This window comes from Pseudomonadota bacterium (assembly GCA_030859565.1).
In the GTDB taxonomy this organism is placed as follows: domain Bacteria; phylum Pseudomonadota; class Gammaproteobacteria; order JACCXJ01; family JACCXJ01; genus USCg-Taylor.
Window position 1 is genome coordinate 1 of record JALZJW010000081.1, and the last position, 18,048, is coordinate 18,048.

The 18,048-nt window shown below is 55.9% G+C and carries 18 protein-coding genes and 1 pseudogene; 14 read left to right on the top strand and 5 right to left on the bottom strand.

The genetic code is table 11. The features are described from left to right. Positions 1-358: 358 nt before the first annotated feature. From M3436_12610 to M3436_12645, 8 genes are all read left to right on the top strand, one after another. Complete coding sequence (locus tag M3436_12610) at positions 359-556, top strand: CsbD family protein (protein MDQ3564939.1); 198 nt, start codon at positions 359-361, stop codon at positions 554-556. A gap of 305 nt (positions 557-861) precedes the next feature. After that, positions 862-1,032 carry a hypothetical protein gene (locus tag M3436_12615; protein ID MDQ3564940.1) on the top strand — a complete coding sequence of 57 codons (171 nt, stop codon included), beginning with the start codon at positions 862-864 and terminating at the stop codon, positions 1,030-1,032. Positions 1,033-1,468: 436 nt separating this feature from the next. Further along, positions 1,469-1,600 carry a DUF3096 domain-containing protein gene (locus tag M3436_12620; protein ID MDQ3564941.1) on the top strand — a complete coding sequence of 44 codons (132 nt, stop codon included), beginning with the start codon at positions 1,469-1,471 and terminating at the stop codon, positions 1,598-1,600. Positions 1,601-1,700: 100 nt separating this feature from the next. Further along, positions 1,701-1,991 carry a BON domain-containing protein gene (locus M3436_12625; protein ID MDQ3564942.1) on the top strand — a complete coding sequence of 97 codons (291 nt, stop codon included), beginning with the start codon at positions 1,701-1,703 and terminating at the stop codon, positions 1,989-1,991. A gap of 79 nt (positions 1,992-2,070) precedes the next feature. Then, positions 2,071-2,229: a DUF3309 domain-containing protein gene (locus M3436_12630; GenBank protein ID MDQ3564943.1), complete on the top strand. Its 159-nt coding sequence runs from the start codon at positions 2,071-2,073 to the stop codon at positions 2,227-2,229. A gap of 389 nt (positions 2,230-2,618) precedes the next feature. Continuing rightward, entirely contained in the window at positions 2,619-2,843 is a 225-nt protein-coding gene (locus tag M3436_12635) for a hypothetical protein (protein ID MDQ3564944.1), read from the top strand. Between the two features lie 186 nt (positions 2,844-3,029). Then, a complete protein-coding gene (glmU, locus tag M3436_12640; protein MDQ3564945.1) occupies positions 3,030-4,409 on the top strand; it encodes a bifunctional UDP-N-acetylglucosamine diphosphorylase/glucosamine-1-phosphate N-acetyltransferase GlmU in 1,380 nt (459 codons plus the stop codon). Positions 4,410-4,598: 189 nt separating this feature from the next. Beyond that, positions 4,599-5,024 (top strand): hypothetical protein, encoded by a 426-nt coding sequence (locus tag M3436_12645; GenBank protein ID MDQ3564946.1) that lies wholly within the window; start codon positions 4,599-4,601, stop codon positions 5,022-5,024. A 300-nt stretch (positions 5,025-5,324) separates the two neighbouring features. Here M3436_12645 and M3436_12650 read toward each other — a convergent pair. Further along, positions 5,325-5,617, bottom strand: a pseudogene (locus M3436_12650) (tyrosine-type recombinase/integrase). Positions 5,618-5,697: 80 nt separating this feature from the next. Between M3436_12650 and M3436_12655 the strand changes: the two are divergent. From M3436_12655 to M3436_12665, 3 genes are all read left to right on the top strand, one after another. Further along, positions 5,698-5,967: a type II toxin-antitoxin system ParD family antitoxin gene (locus M3436_12655; GenBank protein ID MDQ3564947.1), complete on the top strand. Its 270-nt coding sequence runs from the start codon at positions 5,698-5,700 to the stop codon at positions 5,965-5,967. Further along, a complete protein-coding gene (locus M3436_12660) occupies positions 5,967-6,251 on the top strand; it encodes a type II toxin-antitoxin system RelE/ParE family toxin (GenBank protein ID MDQ3564948.1) in 285 nt (94 codons plus the stop codon). The genes M3436_12655 and M3436_12660 overlap by 1 nt, the downstream gene beginning before the upstream one ends. A 545-nt stretch (positions 6,252-6,796) precedes the next feature. Then, complete coding sequence (locus tag M3436_12665; GenBank protein ID MDQ3564949.1) at positions 6,797-8,257, top strand: AAA family ATPase; 1,461 nt, start codon at positions 6,797-6,799, stop codon at positions 8,255-8,257. Between the two features lie 744 nt (positions 8,258-9,001). Here the strand turns inward: M3436_12665 and M3436_12670 are convergent. The 3 genes from M3436_12670 to M3436_12680 form a co-directional block, all read right to left on the bottom strand. Then, the gene (locus M3436_12670) at positions 9,002-9,958 is read right to left on the bottom strand and encodes an HEXXH motif-containing putative peptide modification protein (GenBank protein ID MDQ3564950.1); all 957 of its coding nucleotides are present in this window, start codon (positions 9,956-9,958) and stop codon (positions 9,002-9,004) included. Between the two features lie 593 nt (positions 9,959-10,551). Next, positions 10,552-11,673 carry a radical SAM protein gene (locus M3436_12675; protein ID MDQ3564951.1) on the bottom strand — a complete coding sequence of 374 codons (1,122 nt, stop codon included), beginning with the start codon at positions 11,671-11,673 and terminating at the stop codon, positions 10,552-10,554. Positions 11,674-12,489: 816 nt separating this feature from the next. Next, positions 12,490-12,906, bottom strand: a complete 417-nt coding sequence (locus M3436_12680) for a hypothetical protein (protein ID MDQ3564952.1) — start codon at positions 12,904-12,906, stop codon at positions 12,490-12,492. Positions 12,907-13,239: 333 nt separating this feature from the next. Here M3436_12680 and M3436_12685 point away from each other — a divergent pair, with 333 nt between their 5' ends. Next, positions 13,240-14,046: a tryptophan 7-halogenase gene (locus tag M3436_12685; protein ID MDQ3564953.1), complete on the top strand. Its 807-nt coding sequence runs from the start codon at positions 13,240-13,242 to the stop codon at positions 14,044-14,046. Between the two features lie 220 nt (positions 14,047-14,266). On the opposite strand, the gene M3436_12690 is transcribed toward M3436_12685, so the two are convergent. Then, positions 14,267-15,046: a class I SAM-dependent methyltransferase gene (locus tag M3436_12690; GenBank protein MDQ3564954.1), complete on the bottom strand. Its 780-nt coding sequence runs from the start codon at positions 15,044-15,046 to the stop codon at positions 14,267-14,269. 158 nt (positions 15,047-15,204) lie between these two features. Between M3436_12690 and M3436_12695 the strand changes: the two genes are divergently transcribed. After that, positions 15,205-17,553 (top strand): MMPL family transporter, encoded by a 2,349-nt coding sequence (locus tag M3436_12695; protein ID MDQ3564955.1) that lies wholly within the window; start codon positions 15,205-15,207, stop codon positions 17,551-17,553. Between the two features lie 13 nt (positions 17,554-17,566). Continuing rightward, positions 17,567-18,048, top strand: a 482-nt coding sequence (locus tag M3436_12700) for an outer membrane lipoprotein carrier protein LolA (GenBank protein ID MDQ3564956.1), incomplete at its 3' end; no start/stop codon positions are given.

The window sequence follows — 18,048 nt, forward strand, 5'->3', positions numbered from 1 at the left end:
CTCTAATTGTCCGTCGTTCATGATGGTCTTCATCCTCCCATCATGAACAGTCGCCGCCTTACTTCAGACTCATCTTGTATTAGAAATAAGCCCTCCCTTCAGACTCATCTTGCATTGGAATAGACTAAGCCTTGCATCTCCGCGTATTCTTAGGATAATCTTACACGCGGATCGGCATTTTTTTACTGATTAGCCCTATCTAGCAAGTTCGGCAAGCGCTGTAGTAACTGGGCTACGTCAAGCAACAAGGACAGTTATCCATAACGCCGGTCCTGGCACACAGCTTGACCGTATTCGGAGTGCCCCGGTTGAGCCGGGGCGCGACCAGAACCAACCATTTTGAACAGGAGGACGGACGATGAACTGGGATCAAGTCAAGGGTAATTGGAAGCAGCTGAAAGGCAAGGCCCAGCAAATGTGGGGTGACATTACCGATGATGAGCTCGACGTCATCGAAGGGAAGCGCGAGGAGCTCGTCGGCCGGCTGCAGGCCAAGTATGGCTATACGAAAGAAAAGGCCGAGCAGGAGGCAGACAGCTGGGTCCAAAAGCTGTGATTGGGTAGGCCTTCGGGGAGGCACCAAGGTCGACAGCGCCCTCCGAGGCTGCCGGTGCGTCCTCGGAGGGCCGATATCGCCCTTAAGCAAGGTCCTAAGTCTCGATAGACGCGAGTCGAGATGCGGCGTTCGATCAGGAGGTGGATGATGGCTATGACAACAGGTGATACGTATCGTTGCACGAACCCGAATTGCGGGTGCGAAATGAAGGTCACGCAGGGCTCGAAGGCAGGCGGGGGCGGTGAGGCGCCTCCGCGCTGTTGTTGCGGTACAGAGATGAAAAAGGCCTCATAGATGAGGAGATCATGATGACAAGCATTGGATACTTGAGACGTCTCTGGCAAGGGCTCCGCTCGATGAAGCACGCCACGCCGATGAAGTTACAGGAGGGGAAGATGGGTTACATCCTGTTGTGGCTCCTGGGTGTGCCCATCCCGATTCTGCTCGTCATCTTCCTCCTGCGCGGCTGCGACTGATCTAAGGGGGCAGGCGTGGCGATCAGGGGGTAGCGGTGCGGCGATGGATTACTGAGGCTGTCCCAGATAGAGATCGTCGTACAGTGTTGACGATCGAACAGACATGAGTGATTAAGTGAGGAGCAAGGCGATGTCATAAGGAACGATACTGCTAATCGTGTTGATTGTGCTCTTAATCGGCGCAACTGCACGTTCAAACAGCCTCGGTAAGCCGAGCGAGGAGAAATACTTAGCAGGCCGAGCAAACGCGAGGGCGGGACTACGGCTAATCGGCCACGGTCCGTGTGCAGCCTTCACCGTGATTCCGCACGCAAGTGGACTGTATGGCCCGAAAAGAGAAAGAGACGAACTGCAATCAAGTACAGGATAACTTCGGTAATGCACGCGCACGCGCGTGACCTTAAATAAGGAGGCCTTCCCCATGAATGTACCTATCATAAATGTACCTATCGAGCCCGTCCTTGCGCTGGTGATAGGCATATTAATCTTGCTTGTGCCAAGGCTATTAAATTATCTCGTGGCCGTGTATTTGATTGCCGTCGGTATCCTGGGGCTAATGCATCGATAGCCTAACGTGAAGAGGTCGAGAGCAACGTCTACGGCCACCTTGGGGACCAAGGAAGGCGAGCCAAGCCGATGCAATACAACCTTACTCTAGGAGCTAAGCAATGATCAATAGAACCACTTCGATAACACGCTTTGTCATAGGACTGTTATTGGTTGCCTACCAAGAAAGCACGGGTGAGTACATTGACGACAGTGGCATCACCGCCTCAGTGAAGGCGGCGATATACAATGATCCAATCCTCAAGGTCGGTCAGATCAGTGTTGAAACCTACAAAGGAGCCGTGCAGTTGAGCGGCTTCGTCGATTCCAGGCAGGCTGCCACCAGGGCCGTGGAATTAGCGAGATCTGTCAAGGGAGTCAAATCTGTTAAGGACAGCCTAGTCGTGAAATGAACTGGCTAAAAGCCAATGTACGTTGTAATGTACTTTAGTCTAGCCCCTTTTTTTAACCTTTTTTAACGGGAGCACGAACATGTCAATTGGCACAATCTTACTCATAATCCTGATCCTGATTCTTGTGGGAGCATTGCCAACCTGGCCACATAGCCAGGCGTGGGGTTATGGGCCCAGCGGCGGACTCGGGCTAGTGGTGGTCATCTTACTGATCCTGATCTTACTAGGCAAAATATAGTGTAGCACAGCCACTCTTTCGGTCATAACGAAGCTTTCGAGGATAAATAGGCCACGGGTCTTCGTTTGTGGTTGAGCAGCGGCGGCAATTCAGCTGAGGACGGCGGTACGACGTCCCACTCTTCCTCGAACGCCTGTGCCGCTGGCCGGCGGCTTTGTTCCCGACGGGCTACGCCGGTTTGCGCCCCATCCGTACCCGGTAACTGCCCAGGGATTCGCCGATGGAAGCGGTGTCGCGCGGCATCGGCCATGACCGGATTAACGTCATTAGCGGTACGCCCAACGCACCAACCTAGATCACTACCACTCCTTTTTTCTCTTTTTTTTGTGATCGTGTAACCTCCGTAAGGTTCAATCCGATGCTCATCCGAGCGCCGAGGAGACTGCGCCGTGAATTCCAAACAAACCCAGTTACCACCGTGGGTCAATCCCTGCGTGATCGGCGGCGCTATATCTTTATTAGCGGCCTACTTGGGTTTCTGGGACTATATACAACCGAGCGAGAGCGGCGATCTTTGCATAGATACCGAAGAAGGGGCTACCGATCTTGAAATCGCAGGTCTTGCCCTCATTGGTGGACTCGTGACTTTATATGGCCACTTCAGGCCTTGGTAATCCGAAAGTTAGGGATCCCAACGCCGTTTCCCCAACCTAGCGGCACCCGGCTTCGGGTGCGGCTAGCCCGCCCTCCGGCGTACACGCGCGGTCGCCCCGGCGAGTCACGGGCTTGCTCGCCCGTCCGCTTCAAATTATTCTGGCGCAACGCGCTTGCCTCGAAGCCGTAGTTTGTGCCCATAGCCTATGAACCTTAGTATCGTCGTCTTGGCGGCCGGCCAGGGAAAACGGATGTATTCCGATGTCCCTAAGGTATTGCACGCTCTTGCCGGAAGGCCGCTCCTCGAACATGTCTGTCGCGCGGCGGCACGGCTGAGCGCCGAGCGGATTTACGTCGTTTACGGTCACGGTGGCGAGCGGGTGTGCGAAGCACTGCGGCATCTCGATGTCACCTGGATCGAACAGACCCGGCAACTCGGCACCGGTCATGCGGTTGCGCACGCCTTGCCATCCATCGATTCTTGCAACGGCGTCCTTATTCTCTACGGGGATGTGCCCTTGATTACCTCGGAGACCTTGCAACGCCTGAAGGATGCCCTCGCGGAGGGCGGGATCGGGTTGCTCACCGTGGACCTGGATGATCCGGGCGGATACGGCCGCATCGTACGCGATCGCAGCGGAGCGGTGGTCCGGATCGTTGAGCACAAGGATGCGACTCCCGAGGAACGGGATATCCGCGAGGTCAATACCGGCATGATGGCGATTCCCGCGGCGCATTTACTCCGATGGATAGAGCGGCTCGATGACCGCAACGCCCAGCGCGAGTATTACTTGACCGATATCATCGGCATGGCGGTGGGAGAGGGGATCCCGATTAAAACCGTGGCGGCGGGCTCGGTCTACGAGGTCATGGGAATCAATGATCGCGAGCAGCTTGCCGATCTCGAGCGCCATTACCAAGGTCTTCAAGCACAGCATCTGATGCGCTCGGGAGTGACCTTGCGCGATCCAGCCCGGTTCGATCTGCGGGGCGACCTCGAGATCGGACGGGACGTCGTGATCGATGTCAACGTCATTTTCGAAGGGCGCGTTAAATTAGGCGATCGGGTTCATATCGGGCCCAACTCCTACCTGCGCGACGCCGATCTCGGGGACGATGCGGCCGTGTTGCCGAACTGTGTGCTTGAAGAGTGTGCGATCGGTAAGGGCGCGCGCATCGGACCGTTCTCCAGGATCCGGCCCGGGACCCGTCTGGCCGACCATGTCCACGTGGGTAACTTCGTCGAGATCAAGAAATCGACGGTCGCAGCCGGTTCCAAGATCAACCATCTCAGTTACGTCGGGGATGCCGAGGTCGGCCGCGACGTCAACGTCGGCGCGGGGACCATTACCTGTAACTACGACGGGGCCAACAAACACAAGACCGTCATCGGCGATGGTGTGTTTATCGGCTCGGACACGCTGCTCGTCGCGCCGGTTCGCGTGGGCGATGGCGCCACGATCGGCGCGGGAACGACGCTCACCCGAGACGCGCCGCCCGGCGCCTTAACGCTGGGCCGTGCGCGCCAGACGACCGTTGAGGGCTGGACCCGCCCTCAGAAGAAAAAGACCGGTGAACGAAAGTAGCCGGCGCTTGCGGATCGCTTACTATCAATTCCGGCCCCACTTCGGCCAGATGGGAGCAGCGGTCTGGGCACGCTCGGCCGTTCGGCAGCCACCCCTTGAGACACGCTGTACCCCTCCTTGCCCCGGGTGGTAACATGGTCGCACCTCGCACCATCAAGCACATGAGAATCAACTAAAGGGGGCTTCGGCATGAACTGGAAAGAACAGATCGACAAGGCGATCGGCACGCTGAAACAGGTGGCCGAAAGCGATACGGTAAAGGGCCTCACGGCCAAGGCGAAGGAGACCGCCAGCAAGCTCGCCCAGCGGGCGAAGAGCGGGGCCCTGGGCGCCGCGGAGGCCTTCATCGAGGCCAATTCCGATCCGGCGGCGCTTAAGATCCGCTATCTCAACGCGGACCTCAGCGTGCTATCGCCGTCCAACGGCATTGAGGTGAGCCGCCCGAGCCCGGGCAGCGTGGTCATCTCCGACGGCACCGGCAATGGGATCGTCATCAACGCGGCGGCAGACAAAGCCTCAGTCTCCGAGCGGATCGGGACCGTCGCGCAGCTCGGCTCCAACAGTTACGACCTCGGCGTCGAAGACGGCGTCAACGTCGTCGTACTGAAGGACTGAAACAGAGCTCGCCGACGGGGGGTCAGGCGGTAAGCACCGCTCAATATGGGGAAAGCCCCTAACCAAAGATATTTGAAATTTCGGCGCATCGAGAAGTTCCCTCTCCCTCGGGGAGAGACCACACGGCCGCGCGGTGGCCGCGAATTGCGCTCCGGAATCTGGAGGTTCCTGGGTAGGGCTAGGGTGAGGGGATCTAAATCGATGAATGCCTCCTGATCGATTCCCTCATCCTACCCTCCCGCAGGAGAAGGGATCTGTTATTTTCCTGTTGTGGTTCTCTTCAACACTAGCATGTGAGTTGGCTTTGGTCCGGCGCAACGAGTGGGTGCCATAGTCGCCCGGATCCAAGCCGAGGAGAGCCACCCACGACTTTACGATGCGTGCATACTGTCGTGTACAAATATGCGGTGACTGAGTCATACGGCTCGGAAAGAGATATTGCCCTGTACCGAGCTTTGCCTTGGCGATCCAAGCTTCAACTGCTTCTCGCGTTTAGTCCGTTACTTCGAACGTCACAGACTGTCCAGTTTTTGCTGCATGACCGTAGTACTTGACACGACCCGGCCGCCATGCGCGACGTCGCGTACTTGCAGGTATCGTAATGCCTCTTGTCAGCAATATCAAATATTGATAATAATAGATAATAAAAATTAATTCTCCGAGGAGCCTAGCCATGCCCTCCAGTTATGCCGTAGGTAAGCATTTCGAGCAATTCATAAAACAACAACTTGAAGGGGGGCGCTACGCCAGCGCGAGTGAAGTCGTTCGTGACGCACTCCGCTTGCTCGAAGAAGAGCAACAGCGGCGCGAGGCCACACTGGAGGCACTCCGTGCCGACGTCAAAAAGGGGCTTGCCAGCGGTAAAGGGAAACCCGCAGAGGAAGTGCTCGATCGACTTGAGCGCAAGTACGCGGACATGGCTAAGTCGCGGCACAAGAAGTAATGCAAGTCGTTTTCACCGTACAGGCCGAGCAGGATCTTGAAGAAATCGGCGACTACATTGCGATCGACAATCCGTCACGCGCGGTTTCGCTTGTGCGAGAGATCCGCGAGCATTGCGCCAAAATCTCCTCCTCGCCGCTCGGCTATACATCACGGCCAGATCTTGGGGAAGGCGTCCGGTCTTGCTCTCACGGGCGGTATCTCATCCTCTTTCAATCCAGCGATACCGACGTTCTAATTGTGCGAGTGCTGCACGGTGCGCGTGATCTTCCGGCCTTGCTCTAAGAGGCGGCGTGATCTTGAAACCCGCCGCGACGTCGAATGACTTCCGATTCGAGCGGGCGCCTATCGACTCATAGCGGATATTCAAAACGCTTCACAAGTTTCAACTCGACCACGGCCCCTTTAATCCGCCGCTCGCTACGACTTAGATGTAGGGTGGGATAGCCGCGCTGTTTGCGGCGTAACCCACCAACCCGTCGGCCGCAGGCCGACACCTCGGAGCACGGTTTGAAAAGGAGGCCCGCTTCGAGGTCGAGTCGGTGGGTTGCGGCATATACCGCGCCGAACCCACCCTACATTTCTGGAGTCGACAATCTTAATATCTTTGGCTAGGCACTGAGCGGGTGGAATTTCCGAGGATTGGGCCCCGTCGCAATTAAACGCGGACGCGCCTGGCTCAACTTTGTGGACACACGCGTCAGTTTCAGTCTATCTTGCGAGAGTGAACGAACCAAATATCTAAGTTCTCAGCAGTCAAAATTAATGTCTGGCAAATAATGCGTTGGCATCGCGCGCAAAGTGTTTGATAAGTAAAACCAGGAGAGTGTATGGCCAATTCTCAGCATAGTACCGCCGTCTATTTCACGACCCTTGAATTAGAAAGTGTGCGTTGTTTCGGCCACTCTCAAAAGTTGGATTTGACTGACGGATCGGGCAACCCGGCACAGTGGACATTGCTGTTGGGAGACAATGGAGTTAGGAAGACGACCCTATTGCAGTGTTTAGCTTGGATGAGACCGGTGCCAAAAGGAGGCCCTCAAAGCAATCTGTCGAATGCTGATGATGACACCGAGGAGCCTGCGCCTTTAACCAAAGGTTCTCTGGGACCAGCTCTTTCCGACGAAGAAAACGACATACTAGAAAGTTTACTACGCACTGGGAAGAACCAAGATCTCGTACTCAAAGCTGAGCTATGTCAGAACAAAGAGTTTATCGGGAAGGGATCAAGCAAAAGGACAAGCTCAGTTGATAAGAGTAAGAGAATTAACACAGGCGTCAAGATTGTCTACAACAGGAAGGGGGTTCTTGAAGGGATTAAACCTCAGGGTAATACAAAGATCGAAACAGTTGGTCAGTATCACGAACCTTTCATAGTTGCTTACGGCGCTAATCGTCAAATCGGATTGCAGAACTTAGTCCAAAGCGAGCTGGATGACCCAATTGCAGCACGTCTTTCCGATGTGACAATACTCTATGATGCGGAAGAGATTCTTCAGAATCTCGATTATGCTGCGGCGAAGAAAAATTATGTGGGCCGAGAGAATGATCAATTAGTAAAAGTTCTGCACCTCCTTGCGCAAATTCTTCCCGACGTTAAAGACGCAAAGGACATTGAGATTAATGCACCGAAAATGTTGAGTACCTCGACTGAACCTAGCGGTGTCCGTATCAACACTTTCTCTGGATGCGTTCCTCTTTCTGCACTGAGCTTGGGGTATCGGACTACTTTAGCCTGGACGATTGATTTGGCGTGGAGGTTATTCAGCCACTACCCCAAAAGTCCCAATCCATTGGCAGAACCTGCTGTGGTCTTAATAGATGAGATAGATTTACATCTACACCCCCTCTGGCAGCGAACAATTATGGAAGATCTGACCGAACTTTTCCCTAGAGCGCAATTCATTGCGACCGCTCATAGTCCTTTGATGGTTCAGTCTGCCCCTAATGCAAATTTGGCTGTCGTACAAAAAGAGGGCGATGAAGTAAGAATAATAAATGAACCTGACGTGGTGAGGAGTTGGCGTGTTGATCAAATCTTAACTAGCGAATTATTCCGTGTCCCCGCCTCGAGAGATAAACAAACCGAGAGCCTCTTTAAGGAGAAAGAATCGTTACTAGATAAGCCCTCGCTAAGTGCACTTGAAAGAGCGCGGCTCCTAGAAATAGAGGAGATTGCAAGTCTAAAAACGGCCGAAAGTCAAGAAGATCAAAAAGCAATGGACCTGATACGATCAGCAGCAGCGCTTCTCAAGAAACGCCGGATACCTCACAATGATAGGAATACTTAAATCGGATGAACCGCCAAAGAACTTAATCACAAAAGGGCAAGCAAAAACAGAAACAGACTGCCTTGCCTATGACGAATGTCCCGATGATTACATTTCAGGCGTGAGGGGGTTCGCCAAGACGGAAACCGATAGGCGGAGACAAGGAGCTATCTATGGTTCGAAACCAGTCAAGAGAATATTAGTAGCCGCTCATTCTTGTAAATGCTGCTATTGTGAAAGAAAATACGATGAACCTAGGCACCTGGCGGTTGAACACTTTCGGCCGAAAACCGCAGTTAGACAATCGAATAAACATAAAGAGCAGTATCCTGGTTATTATTGGCTAGCATATGATTGGGATAATCTGTTGCTGAGTTGTCATGAGTGCAATAGTGACTGGAAAGGCATTTTTTCCCGCTGGCTAATCCTCGTTCACGTGCTCTTTCTCACCATGATGATTACAGGGTTGAACGACCCTTATTGATCAATCCAGCCTTAGTTAATCCCCGCGGTCACATTAGGTTTTACAATGAAACTCCTGCTCACAAGACAAGAAAGGGAGAAGTCACCATAGAGGTGATTGGTCTTCGCAGGCCATCACTAAGGGAGGCTAGACTCAAGTACCTTGCAGTTTGAAACGTAACCTTGATCTTGTGGAGGTGGCAAAGAAACATCCTACAATTTTAGAATTGAAGACGTTAAGTGACGAAGCCCAGGCATTCATTGACTCAGCCGTTCTGCCCGATGCCCTGTTTAGCTCAATGGTTATAGATTATCTGAGCAGGTAATCTCTGCAGAAGGAGAGTCAGCTAAGGTGCGGTAGCTGTTTGAAGAAAGCGGAAGAATCAGGGAGACCGAGAATAGGCCCCGGACAAACCGAGCTCCAATCATTGTTAATTCGGAACTGCTTTCAAAAGAACGAGTCTCATTGATTTGCCTATGAATGTCATTCCGCCTTCCCTGTAGGTATTCTTGAAATTCACCGCGAAAACTCCTCAATGAAGACAAGCTGGCTAAAAATCGGTCAATTACCCTGAAAACATACAAAGCATGAAGAATGCCTTGCGCAGGTCGATGTGTTCCCCTCCAAGGCGAAAAGTATTTCTTTCCACTCGATCTGATAAGAGGCACTATTTGTTCAATAATCGTGAGCTGATTGTGCATAGCTTCATGCAGAATCGACTCCGCGACACGGATAGCGTCATTTGGAACACGCTTTTCAGGAACCGACACGAATACCGAGAAAGGAGCTTTCGGCTCACTGAAACTTACATCGTAATCGCTATCCGCGGGCTTTATTAAATGCAAGGAGCGAATTAAGGTTGTGACGGTACTTAATAGACTTGGAACTCGCTTCAAAATGCTGATTGCGTCTTCAACGCATCCTGTGACTGTCGTATTGAGAAGTTCATTTGGCAAATAAAAGGTGATTCCAGCGTCAAGGTACTGAGCTGCCTGTTCTTGTGGGAGTACTTCGATGTCGATGGTTAGCGGTGTTTCACAAACCACCTGATCTGTGAGGAGATATTTAATGACATCACGCGAGATGGACACATTACCAGACAAAACCCGTGCAGTTCCATAAGTGTCCGTAGTGAGGCCGATATCCTTGCCCAAGTTGTCCCATGCTAGTTCTGTCAGTTGCGAGGTGAGCTCTGGGAACCAAGGATTGTTATTCGGCGTCTCAAGCGAAACTCTCACTCGGTCCGAGAGTTCACCCATTCTCATCCTTTCCATAAAAGGAATACACCAAAGTGAAGCGCTCGCCGCTGTGAATTACAGAAACTGCATGATTAGATTTGGTGGACACAACAAAGCCAATAGCCGTATTGTGGCCGGGGCCGAATGCTTTGTGTATGTCGGCCGGATCGGAACTATTGAAGAGGAGTATTAAACCGCCGTCCTCGTCCCTCCACACTCGATTCAATTGAATAATCAACCGATAGGTCTTCTGCCCCGAGATAAAATCAGTATGAATGCGAATGCGCTGACCCGGAACAAGTTTGTGTGCAGCAACATCGATGTCGTTACCGAGTTCTGCCTTAAACTGATCGCCAACCTTACTTTTAACTGATCAAGAAGACGGGGTTCTCGAAGAACGAGTAGCGGTGGAGGCAACTCTACGTCCCAAAGACTGAATTCGTATTGTTCATAGAAGTCTGTCTCCACCAACTTCCACGGCGCCTCGGTTTCGAACCAGTCTAAGACCCTTGTGCTCAGGTCACCTTTCAGTGCATGAGGCGACACAAAATAGTCAAAAGGCGTCGAGAATCTTTCTACGGAAGAGAGGCTGAGTAGGCTGTCGACGGCTACATTCACTGGGCTTGAATAGTGGCCACTTGATTACGAAGATGTTCGATTACCAATAGCTGATCTGCGCAATAGATGGAAGTGTTGTCATAGCCGTTTACATCACGCCAGCGATGAAGGGTCATGCCGCCCCCGCACACCCGCAACTCCGGACACGAAAGACAGATCTTGGAGGTGGGACGCTGCAGCGCGTGACTGTCGGCAAATTCATCAGAGTTGAGTATTTCTTTCAAGCAGTTGGTGTGAACCGACCATTTGTGAACAAAACGATCAGCGCCATCAAAGGAGCTTTTTAGCGTGTCGTTCTTCGTAATTGATCCATCTGCGTCAATTACCAAGATTCCAAAGTCCGTTAGCCCTGCTCCATCTATAGTTCCCTTGCCACCGAGAATCAGTCTTATCAAGTCATCGATGAATCGTATCGGAAGAGGGTCTTGATCGAAAAGGTAGATATCTACTAGGCGAGCGAGCCACTGACCGTATTCAGTAGATCTGAGGAATTCCTTCTCCTCGGGGAGTCGCGCGTGATTACCGTCTCGGTAGAGAAAATCAATCCCTGGGGGCTTCAACGTCTTGAAGAAATCATAAACTTCGCGCGGGTCTGATTGGGGATCGATAACAGCTAGCAAACCGGAAAACAGAAAAGCGGAGTTCCGATGCTCTCTCAGGCGATTAACTCCTCCTAGGACTTTATCGAAAGTCCCTTTTGCATCGTGCCCTACGCGGACACGATCGTGAATGTGCTTTGGGCCATCGATGCTAACAGAGACAGTTGTACGATTAGTAGAACATATGTCGAGAATCTCATTCGTGATCAGAATGCCATTGGTTTGAAGGCCAAAAGAGCACTGGGAAGGGGCAGCGCTTCTGAGTGTTGTTAGAACGTGGTCCAGCTTTCTTGGGCCAAGAAGGAGAGGTTCACCACCATGGAGAACCACTGCGAAGGGGCGAGTCTGAATGCGTGTTAGTTCATCGAGTGCTCTCGCGACTGAAAGAATTGTCTCTTGGGAGATGTGGCTAGGCATGTCCGCCCAACCCGTGTCGCCCATATTATAGACATAACAATAAGTGCAGTTGATGTTGCAGCGGCTGGCAACCTTGATTAGAACGGTATCTATTTCGATCACTGTTCCGTTCCCTTGGGGGCTGATTGATTAACGAGAACGATTGTGCCTATTGTGAAATCGGCTGTATGCGTCGATCGGAGAGGTCTCTTCGTTACGTACTTCCTCAATTAGTCGTGCCAGCACTGGGCTAGGGATCTTACTCACATCGATCTCATGGAGTTTCGCAGCAGGCGTTTCGGGTTCCTCAGTTTTTTCAGGTAATTCTAGGGTGTCCACTGGATTTTCCTCCTCACTTCAAGTGATAAGGTGTGCGTACTTTATCATATTTCAGGCTTACGCGGAGTAGACATAACTCCTCCGAACAGGAGCAATTCAGGTTTAGCATCAACTGCAACAGGGACCCATTTAGCGCAAGGTTCTGAAACCGATTTCTCTTAGATATTCAAAAGTCGAGTCATAGAACTCAGGCTTGCGCGTCGCATCCTCTATATCTCCGGGCGGTACGACTATTACCATTTCTCAGAGAGTTAAAGGGGCCAGTGTCGAAATACTGTTCACAATCCCAACTCTTCTTGTCCCTCGATTGCGTCGCCGGCAACATCACTCGCTAACCGTAGCCGGCCTCGCGGCCTAACCTCGCGCCGCTGCCGCGTCATGCGCTCGATCTCGGCAAGACGAGTCTCTCCAATGCTGGATGAGTCTGAAGTAAGGCGGCGGCTATTCACGATGGGAGGATGAAGACCATCCTGAACGGCAGATCGAACGGTCAAGCAGGTCGGGGAGTTTTTGGCAGGTGATCGGTATCAACGGCGGCATTGGATAACGGCCCGGTCACGACGCGGTCCGGCCTTCCGGGCCGGACCCGCGGCCGCGGTTCTAGTAGCCGAACGCGCTCAGGCGCCCCCGGATCGCTTTATCCAGATTTTGGATCCACCCATTGTAGTTCGTATGGATGGTCTGTTTCGCCGGGTCGTAATTGAGGTCCTGGCTGCTGTTATAAACGATGCTATAGGAAGCGGTGGTGTAGGGGATGTCGACGATCGCCGTGTGGCTGCGGAGGTGCAGCGTGCCGGTGATCTGACCGGGCCTCACGACCTGCGTTTCCCAGCCTAGGCCCATGCCGGCATCGACGATGGCCTTGGTCACATTATCCAGCGTAAGGGTCTTGCCGGAGGTCACCGGTGGCACCGTTGAGTTTCTCACGTTATAGAGCGGCGCGGCTCGACAGCCCGCCAAAATCGCCATCATGATTCCAAGCCAGGCGCCTGTTTTTAGTGTCTTATGCATATTCATGGTTGGTCTCCCCGGTGAGAGCTTGTGAATAAATCTACTGCGCAGCCCGCCCGCTTCCCCGCTTCGTTGCGCGGTGCTCGGAATCCTCATGTATTTCCACATACACTGCGGTTGCTCGTCCCGTCCTTGGGACTCGCCCCTTCGGGGCTTGCGCTCTGTTTCGCTCCGGGCGAAACCTCCTGCGCGCCGTGCGCCTCGCGGGCGGCCTTGCTCGCTACGATTTCTTCATAAGCTCTGAGATTAATTTTTTTCGGCCCGTACTTGCCGTGTGGTTAATGTAATATCATCGGACTTCCGTTAGTCAAGATACCCTGGCAGAGTTTAGGGGCCTTTATGAGCGCACCCGCGAATGAGCAAGAGACGAAGGCCAGAGTTTTGCGGGTAGCCATCCTGGGCTCCGGTCCGTCTGGATCGGCTCTGGCCTGCATGCTGGCCCGCCAAGGCGCCGAGGTGACGCTCTTCGAGCATGGGCGGCGTCCCGAATTGGTCGTGGGTGAGTCCCTCGTACCCGCCGTGATACCGATGCTGCGGCGTTTGGGCATCGAGGAAGAAATCGCCGCCATCGGACTTTTGAAACCGGGCGCTTCCTTTGTCTGGTCACCCTTGGACCGCTTCAGTTTCACCTTCGCGCGCTTCGCTCCGGCCGTGCCCCCTTATGCCTACAACGTCCCACGGCCACGATTCGACGAAGTCTTGCTGGCCAACGCGATTGCCTCAGGAACCCAAGTCGTACGCACCCGCGCCCGCGTGGAGCGGGCATCCCGGAATACCGGAACCGAGCTCAGGCTCGCCGCGGAGACCTTGACCGCGGCATCCCAATGGGGCAGCCGGCAACCCGATCTTATTGTTGACGCCACGGGGCGCAGCCGGCTCGTCGCTCGCATGCTGGATATACCCACTCAGATCGGTCCACGCGATGACCTGGCTCATTTCGCCCACTTCGAGGGGTTCCGGTGGGAAGAGGCCCCCGGCCAGGTCGTCATTTCGCGCCTCAAGGCAGGCTGGAGCTGGTGCATTCCGCTACCGGACAAGTTATCTATCGGTATCGTGGTGGGGCGGAAAGATGCGGATCGACTGGGAGCCACACCGGAGGAGAGGCTAAAGAACGCGATCGCCTTTCCTGAAGATCGCAGCCCATAATCATATCGAGCGGCAAGTAACGCTGCAGGCGTCCGGAGTAGGTGTCACGTCCCGCTATAGTAGCGGTCTCTTGCGGTTCATGGGGCGCTATGGGCTTCGCGGAGTCGTCCCGGCCGATCTCGCTATACAGTGAGCGCGTGTGAAATAAATCTACTGCGCTCGGGATCTCGCGCCGATTTTTTCGCAAGTTCTGAGTCCAGACGCCGAGGTTCCCGGTGAGTTACCGCGCCGATTTTAGCCCAGTGTATTCGCTAAAAATCCTACCATAGACTCGGCGCTCGACATTGTCGAAGCCGCTGGCGCCCAGGATCTTCACGATGGTCGTCGGCTCGATGCATTGGGCAATCGTGTCCCAATAATAAGTAGTTAGCAATTGGGCATACCCGCTCCTGGTGAAAATGCGCATAATCAGGGGCAAGATTTTCTGAAAGTAGACCCGGATTAAATACTGGCCGGTAACCGAGGAGGGACGAGATATCTCCAGGATCAGAATGCGGCCTCCCGGCTTCAAGACCCGTAGGAATTCTCTAAAGCTCACGCCTAGATCGGCTACGTGACGGAGCGCATAACCCATGCTTAGGAAATCGAAGCTGTCGTTTCCGAACGGTAGTTTCTCCGCAATCCCCAGCACCAGCGGAATAGGAAGCCTCTTGCGTGCTTCTCCTAACATTCCGCTGCTGGGGTCGAGTCCGATCACGGACCGAGGGTCACGGAGAATGACTATCGCCGCTCGTGCGACGAGTCCCGTGCCTACGGCGACATCGAGAAGCTTCATGCCGGCGCGAAGCCCTGAGCGCGCAAGCGCCCAGCGGCGATAGAATTGGCCGGAGCCGAGCGACAGTACTGCACATACAAGGTTATAATATTTGGCGGCGCCGTCGAATAAGTCGAGAACGAATGGCTGCCTCTCCGTCTCACTTGCGTAGTATTTATCGAGGACCGGGTGCGGTACTTTTAGCTCCTTATGGGAGAGGTCCTCGCGTGAAGCATTGCCCTTCATTAATTCATTCCGCGGGTGGCGAATTCGTAATTCTTGCACAGACAGCAGATCCCGCGCAGTATGTCATTACCCGGTGATGTGTAAGTGGATTCCACCGCCGCGGCTGGCCTCACCCGAATAGCGCCGGCGTTTCCCCGCCGGGCCATGTTGCCGAATTCATGTCGCATCCCCCCCCGTCCGGTTGGTTTGCGCGCATCACGGCCGTCCTCGTAGTCCTCGCCGGCGCCGTCTGGGCCGGGTGGACGATCAGGCTGGAAACCGAGCTCTTGGCGTTGTTCCCGCGGGAATTGCCGAGCGTGCGCGGGCTCGATCAATTCCAGCGGCAATTCACCAGCGATCGCGAAGTGATCCTGGTCGCCGAAGACACGCTTCCCGCCAGCGCGCGCGAGGGAGTTTTTAGAAAACTGCGCCCCGTCCTGGCCGCGCTGCCCGGCGTCGAGTCCGTCGCAGCGCCCGGCGATGAATGGCTGCGAGCCGCGCCCGAGCTCGCCGCGTGGGCGATCTGGAATCTGCCGGCGGAGCGATTCTCGCGCGTCGTCGCCGCGCTCGGGCCGGGACCGGTGCGCGCGCGGCTCGACGCACTGCCCTCGGTGCTCACCGGCGCGCTCGATCCCGAAGAGCTTATGCGCCGGCAATTCGACCCGCTCGGCCTGCTCGACGCGCTCGGCACGGGCAAAGACCACGACCATTCCCAATGGACCGAACGGCCGGCGAGCGCGCTAACCATCACCGCCACGCGCCCGCTCATCACCTTCGACGAGTGCGAGGATTTCTCGGCCGCGATCCACGCCGCCATACGGCAAACGCTGCCCGGCGAGACGCGCCTACTGCTCACCGGCCGGCCCGCTTTCACGGCCGAAATCTCGACGCAGATGCGCCGCGACATGCGCTTGATGATCATCGTCGCCACGGTGCTCGTCAGCGCGGCGTTCTGGGCTTTCTACCGCACGCTGAGGCCGCTTGGGTGGATTTTGCTCGTGCAATTTCTCGCCCTCGGCGTGGGCCTCATCGCCGCGCGCGCCGGCATCGGCTCCCTGAATGTGATCAGCATGGGCTTCGCCTGCATTCTGCTCGGGATCAGCGTCGATTACAGCATCCTTGTCTATCACCATTTCGCCTCGCACTTCCGCGACAGCAGCACCGTCTGGGCGCGGCTCTGCCGCGGTATCTGGTTTAGCGCGATCACGACGGCGGCGGCGTTTCTTGTCCTCGCGTTTTCGTCCCTGCCCGGCCTGCGCCAGCTCGCCTTACTCGTGGCCGCGGGGCTCGTTGCCTCGGCCTTGTTCGCCACCTGGTTGTTACCGGCCGCGTGGGCCGCGCGCCCGCCCAAGCCACCGCCCTTTCTAGCCCGCATGAGCGGCGCGATGGCGCGCACGATGGAGCGCCGCGGCCGCGCGTTGCTGGTGTTGACCACGCTCGCTAGCCTCACCGCCGCCGCCTGGCTCTTGCGCGATCCCGCCGCGCTGTACGCGCCAGATCTCGATCGTCTTCAGCCCACGCAGAGCGCCGCCTTTCGCGGCCAGCAGGTGCTCGCGAAAAGCGACCCGAGCTGGCAGGACGCGATTTACCTCGTCGAGGCGCCGAGCTGGGACGCCGTCGGGCGCGCCGCCGACGAGCTCGCCGTGCGCGTTACCGGCGGGCGCCGCTCGCTGCAGAGCGCCTTCCTGCCCGCGCCCTCGCGCCAGCGCGAAAACCGCGCGCTGTGGAAAGGCGACATCACCCCGCGACTCCGCGCCGCTTTCGATACCGCCGGCCTCGGCAGCGAATGGAGCGGCGCCACCCTTACCCTCGTCGAGACCCTGAATCGGGCCGCCGCCGGCGCGCCCGACGCCTTCACTGCCGTCTCCCCGCTCCTGGCCAAACTTCACCGCGAAGGATCCGGCCTTTGTCGCGCCATGGTCCGCCTCCCCGGCGCTGCCGAGCGGCCGGTGCCGCCCGGCGGCATCAGTTTCGCCGGCGCGAACGTGCTGCCGGTGAGCTGGGTCACACTCAAAGACGAGCTCAACCGCACCGCGCTCGCCGATCTTCGCCGCCTCAGCGGCTGGGTGCTCGCGTGCATCGTTGTGCTGTGCGCGCTCGCCCAACGTTCATTGCGCATGGTGCTGCTCAATCTCGCCGCCCTCGGCCTCTCGTTCCTTCTCCTCGCCGCGCTGATCGCGCTCACCGGTGTCGCGCTCAGCCCGCTCTCGCTCTTGTGCGTGCCGCTCCTGCTCGGGCTCTGCATCGACTACAGCCTGCATGTCCTCATGGCCCTGCAACAACTACGCGATTACGTGCACCTCTACGCGCACATCGGCGTGCCCATCCTGCTCACCGGCCTCGCCTCGTGCATCGGTTTCGGCGTACCCATGCTCACCAGCCAGCCCGCGCTACAGAACTTTGGCCTGGTGATGGATCTCGGCATCATCGCCGCCGTCACCGCGTGTCTCTTTTTACTTCCCGTGCTCGCGCGTCTCACGACGCGGCACCGCGGCGGGGCAGTGAAGTTGCCGAGCCAGTTCGGCTAAGGGAAAATGCAGCATGCTCCGCTATTTCCTGTTCTTAATTTTTTTCCTTGCCGGCGCCACCACGCTCGCCGCGCCACTGTCCGCCGAGCGCGCCGGCGCGCTACGTGCAGAATTTCAAACCCGTCAGCGCGAGACGCTCACCTGGTCGGCCACGATCGCGCAGACGCTCACCCTATCCGGGGTGCGCGATCCGGTGGTCAGCACGGGCACGCTCGCGTATCGGGCACCCGAGCAACTCCGTCTCGATTACACCAAACCCGCCGGGGAGTTCGTCCTGGTTCTGGGCGATCGGCTCTTCATTCAAAAGACCGGCGCACGGCTCGCCGAAAAATCCCTCCGGGAGGACAGCGCCGGCAAGCCGTTCCTCTCGCTGCTCGGCCTTCTGCGCGGCCAGCCGGCCGAGGAGGAAAGCGACTACACGGCCGAGGTCACCCGCGAAGAAGACCGCTACACCGTCGTCCTCACGCGCAATGCCGACGCCTCCACACATATGCC

Bases quoted from the DNA above. Each gene is read 5' to 3' on its own strand.
- M3436_12610 (MDQ3564939.1), top strand. From the start codon at position 359: ATGAACTGGGATCAAGTCAAGGGTAATTGGAAGCAGCTGAAAGGCAAG.
- M3436_12615 (MDQ3564940.1), top strand. From the start codon at position 862: ATGATGACAAGCATTGGATACTTGAGACGTCTCTGGCAAGGGCTCCGC.
- M3436_12625 (MDQ3564942.1), top strand. From the start codon at position 1,701: ATGATCAATAGAACCACTTCGATAACACGCTTTGTCATAGGACTGTTA.
- M3436_12630 (MDQ3564943.1), top strand. From the start codon at position 2,071: ATGTCAATTGGCACAATCTTACTCATAATCCTGATCCTGATTCTTGTG.
- glmU (MDQ3564945.1), top strand. From the start codon at position 3,030: ATGAACCTTAGTATCGTCGTCTTGGCGGCCGGCCAGGGAAAACGGATG.
- M3436_12645 (MDQ3564946.1), top strand. From the start codon at position 4,599: ATGAACTGGAAAGAACAGATCGACAAGGCGATCGGCACGCTGAAACAG.
- M3436_12655 (MDQ3564947.1), top strand. From the start codon at position 5,698: ATGCCCTCCAGTTATGCCGTAGGTAAGCATTTCGAGCAATTCATAAAA.
- M3436_12660 (MDQ3564948.1), top strand. From the start codon at position 5,967: ATGCAAGTCGTTTTCACCGTACAGGCCGAGCAGGATCTTGAAGAAATC.
- M3436_12665 (MDQ3564949.1), top strand. From the start codon at position 6,797: ATGGCCAATTCTCAGCATAGTACCGCCGTCTATTTCACGACCCTTGAA.
- M3436_12670 (MDQ3564950.1), bottom strand. From the start codon at position 9,958: ATGGGTGAACTCTCGGACCGAGTGAGAGTTTCGCTTGAGACGCCGAAT.
- M3436_12680 (MDQ3564952.1), bottom strand. From the start codon at position 12,906: ATGAATATGCATAAGACACTAAAAACAGGCGCCTGGCTTGGAATCATG.
- M3436_12685 (MDQ3564953.1), top strand. From the start codon at position 13,240: ATGAGCGCACCCGCGAATGAGCAAGAGACGAAGGCCAGAGTTTTGCGG.
- M3436_12690 (MDQ3564954.1), bottom strand. From the start codon at position 15,046: ATGAAGGGCAATGCTTCACGCGAGGACCTCTCCCATAAGGAGCTAAAA.
- M3436_12695 (MDQ3564955.1), top strand. From the start codon at position 15,205: ATGTCGCATCCCCCCCCGTCCGGTTGGTTTGCGCGCATCACGGCCGTC.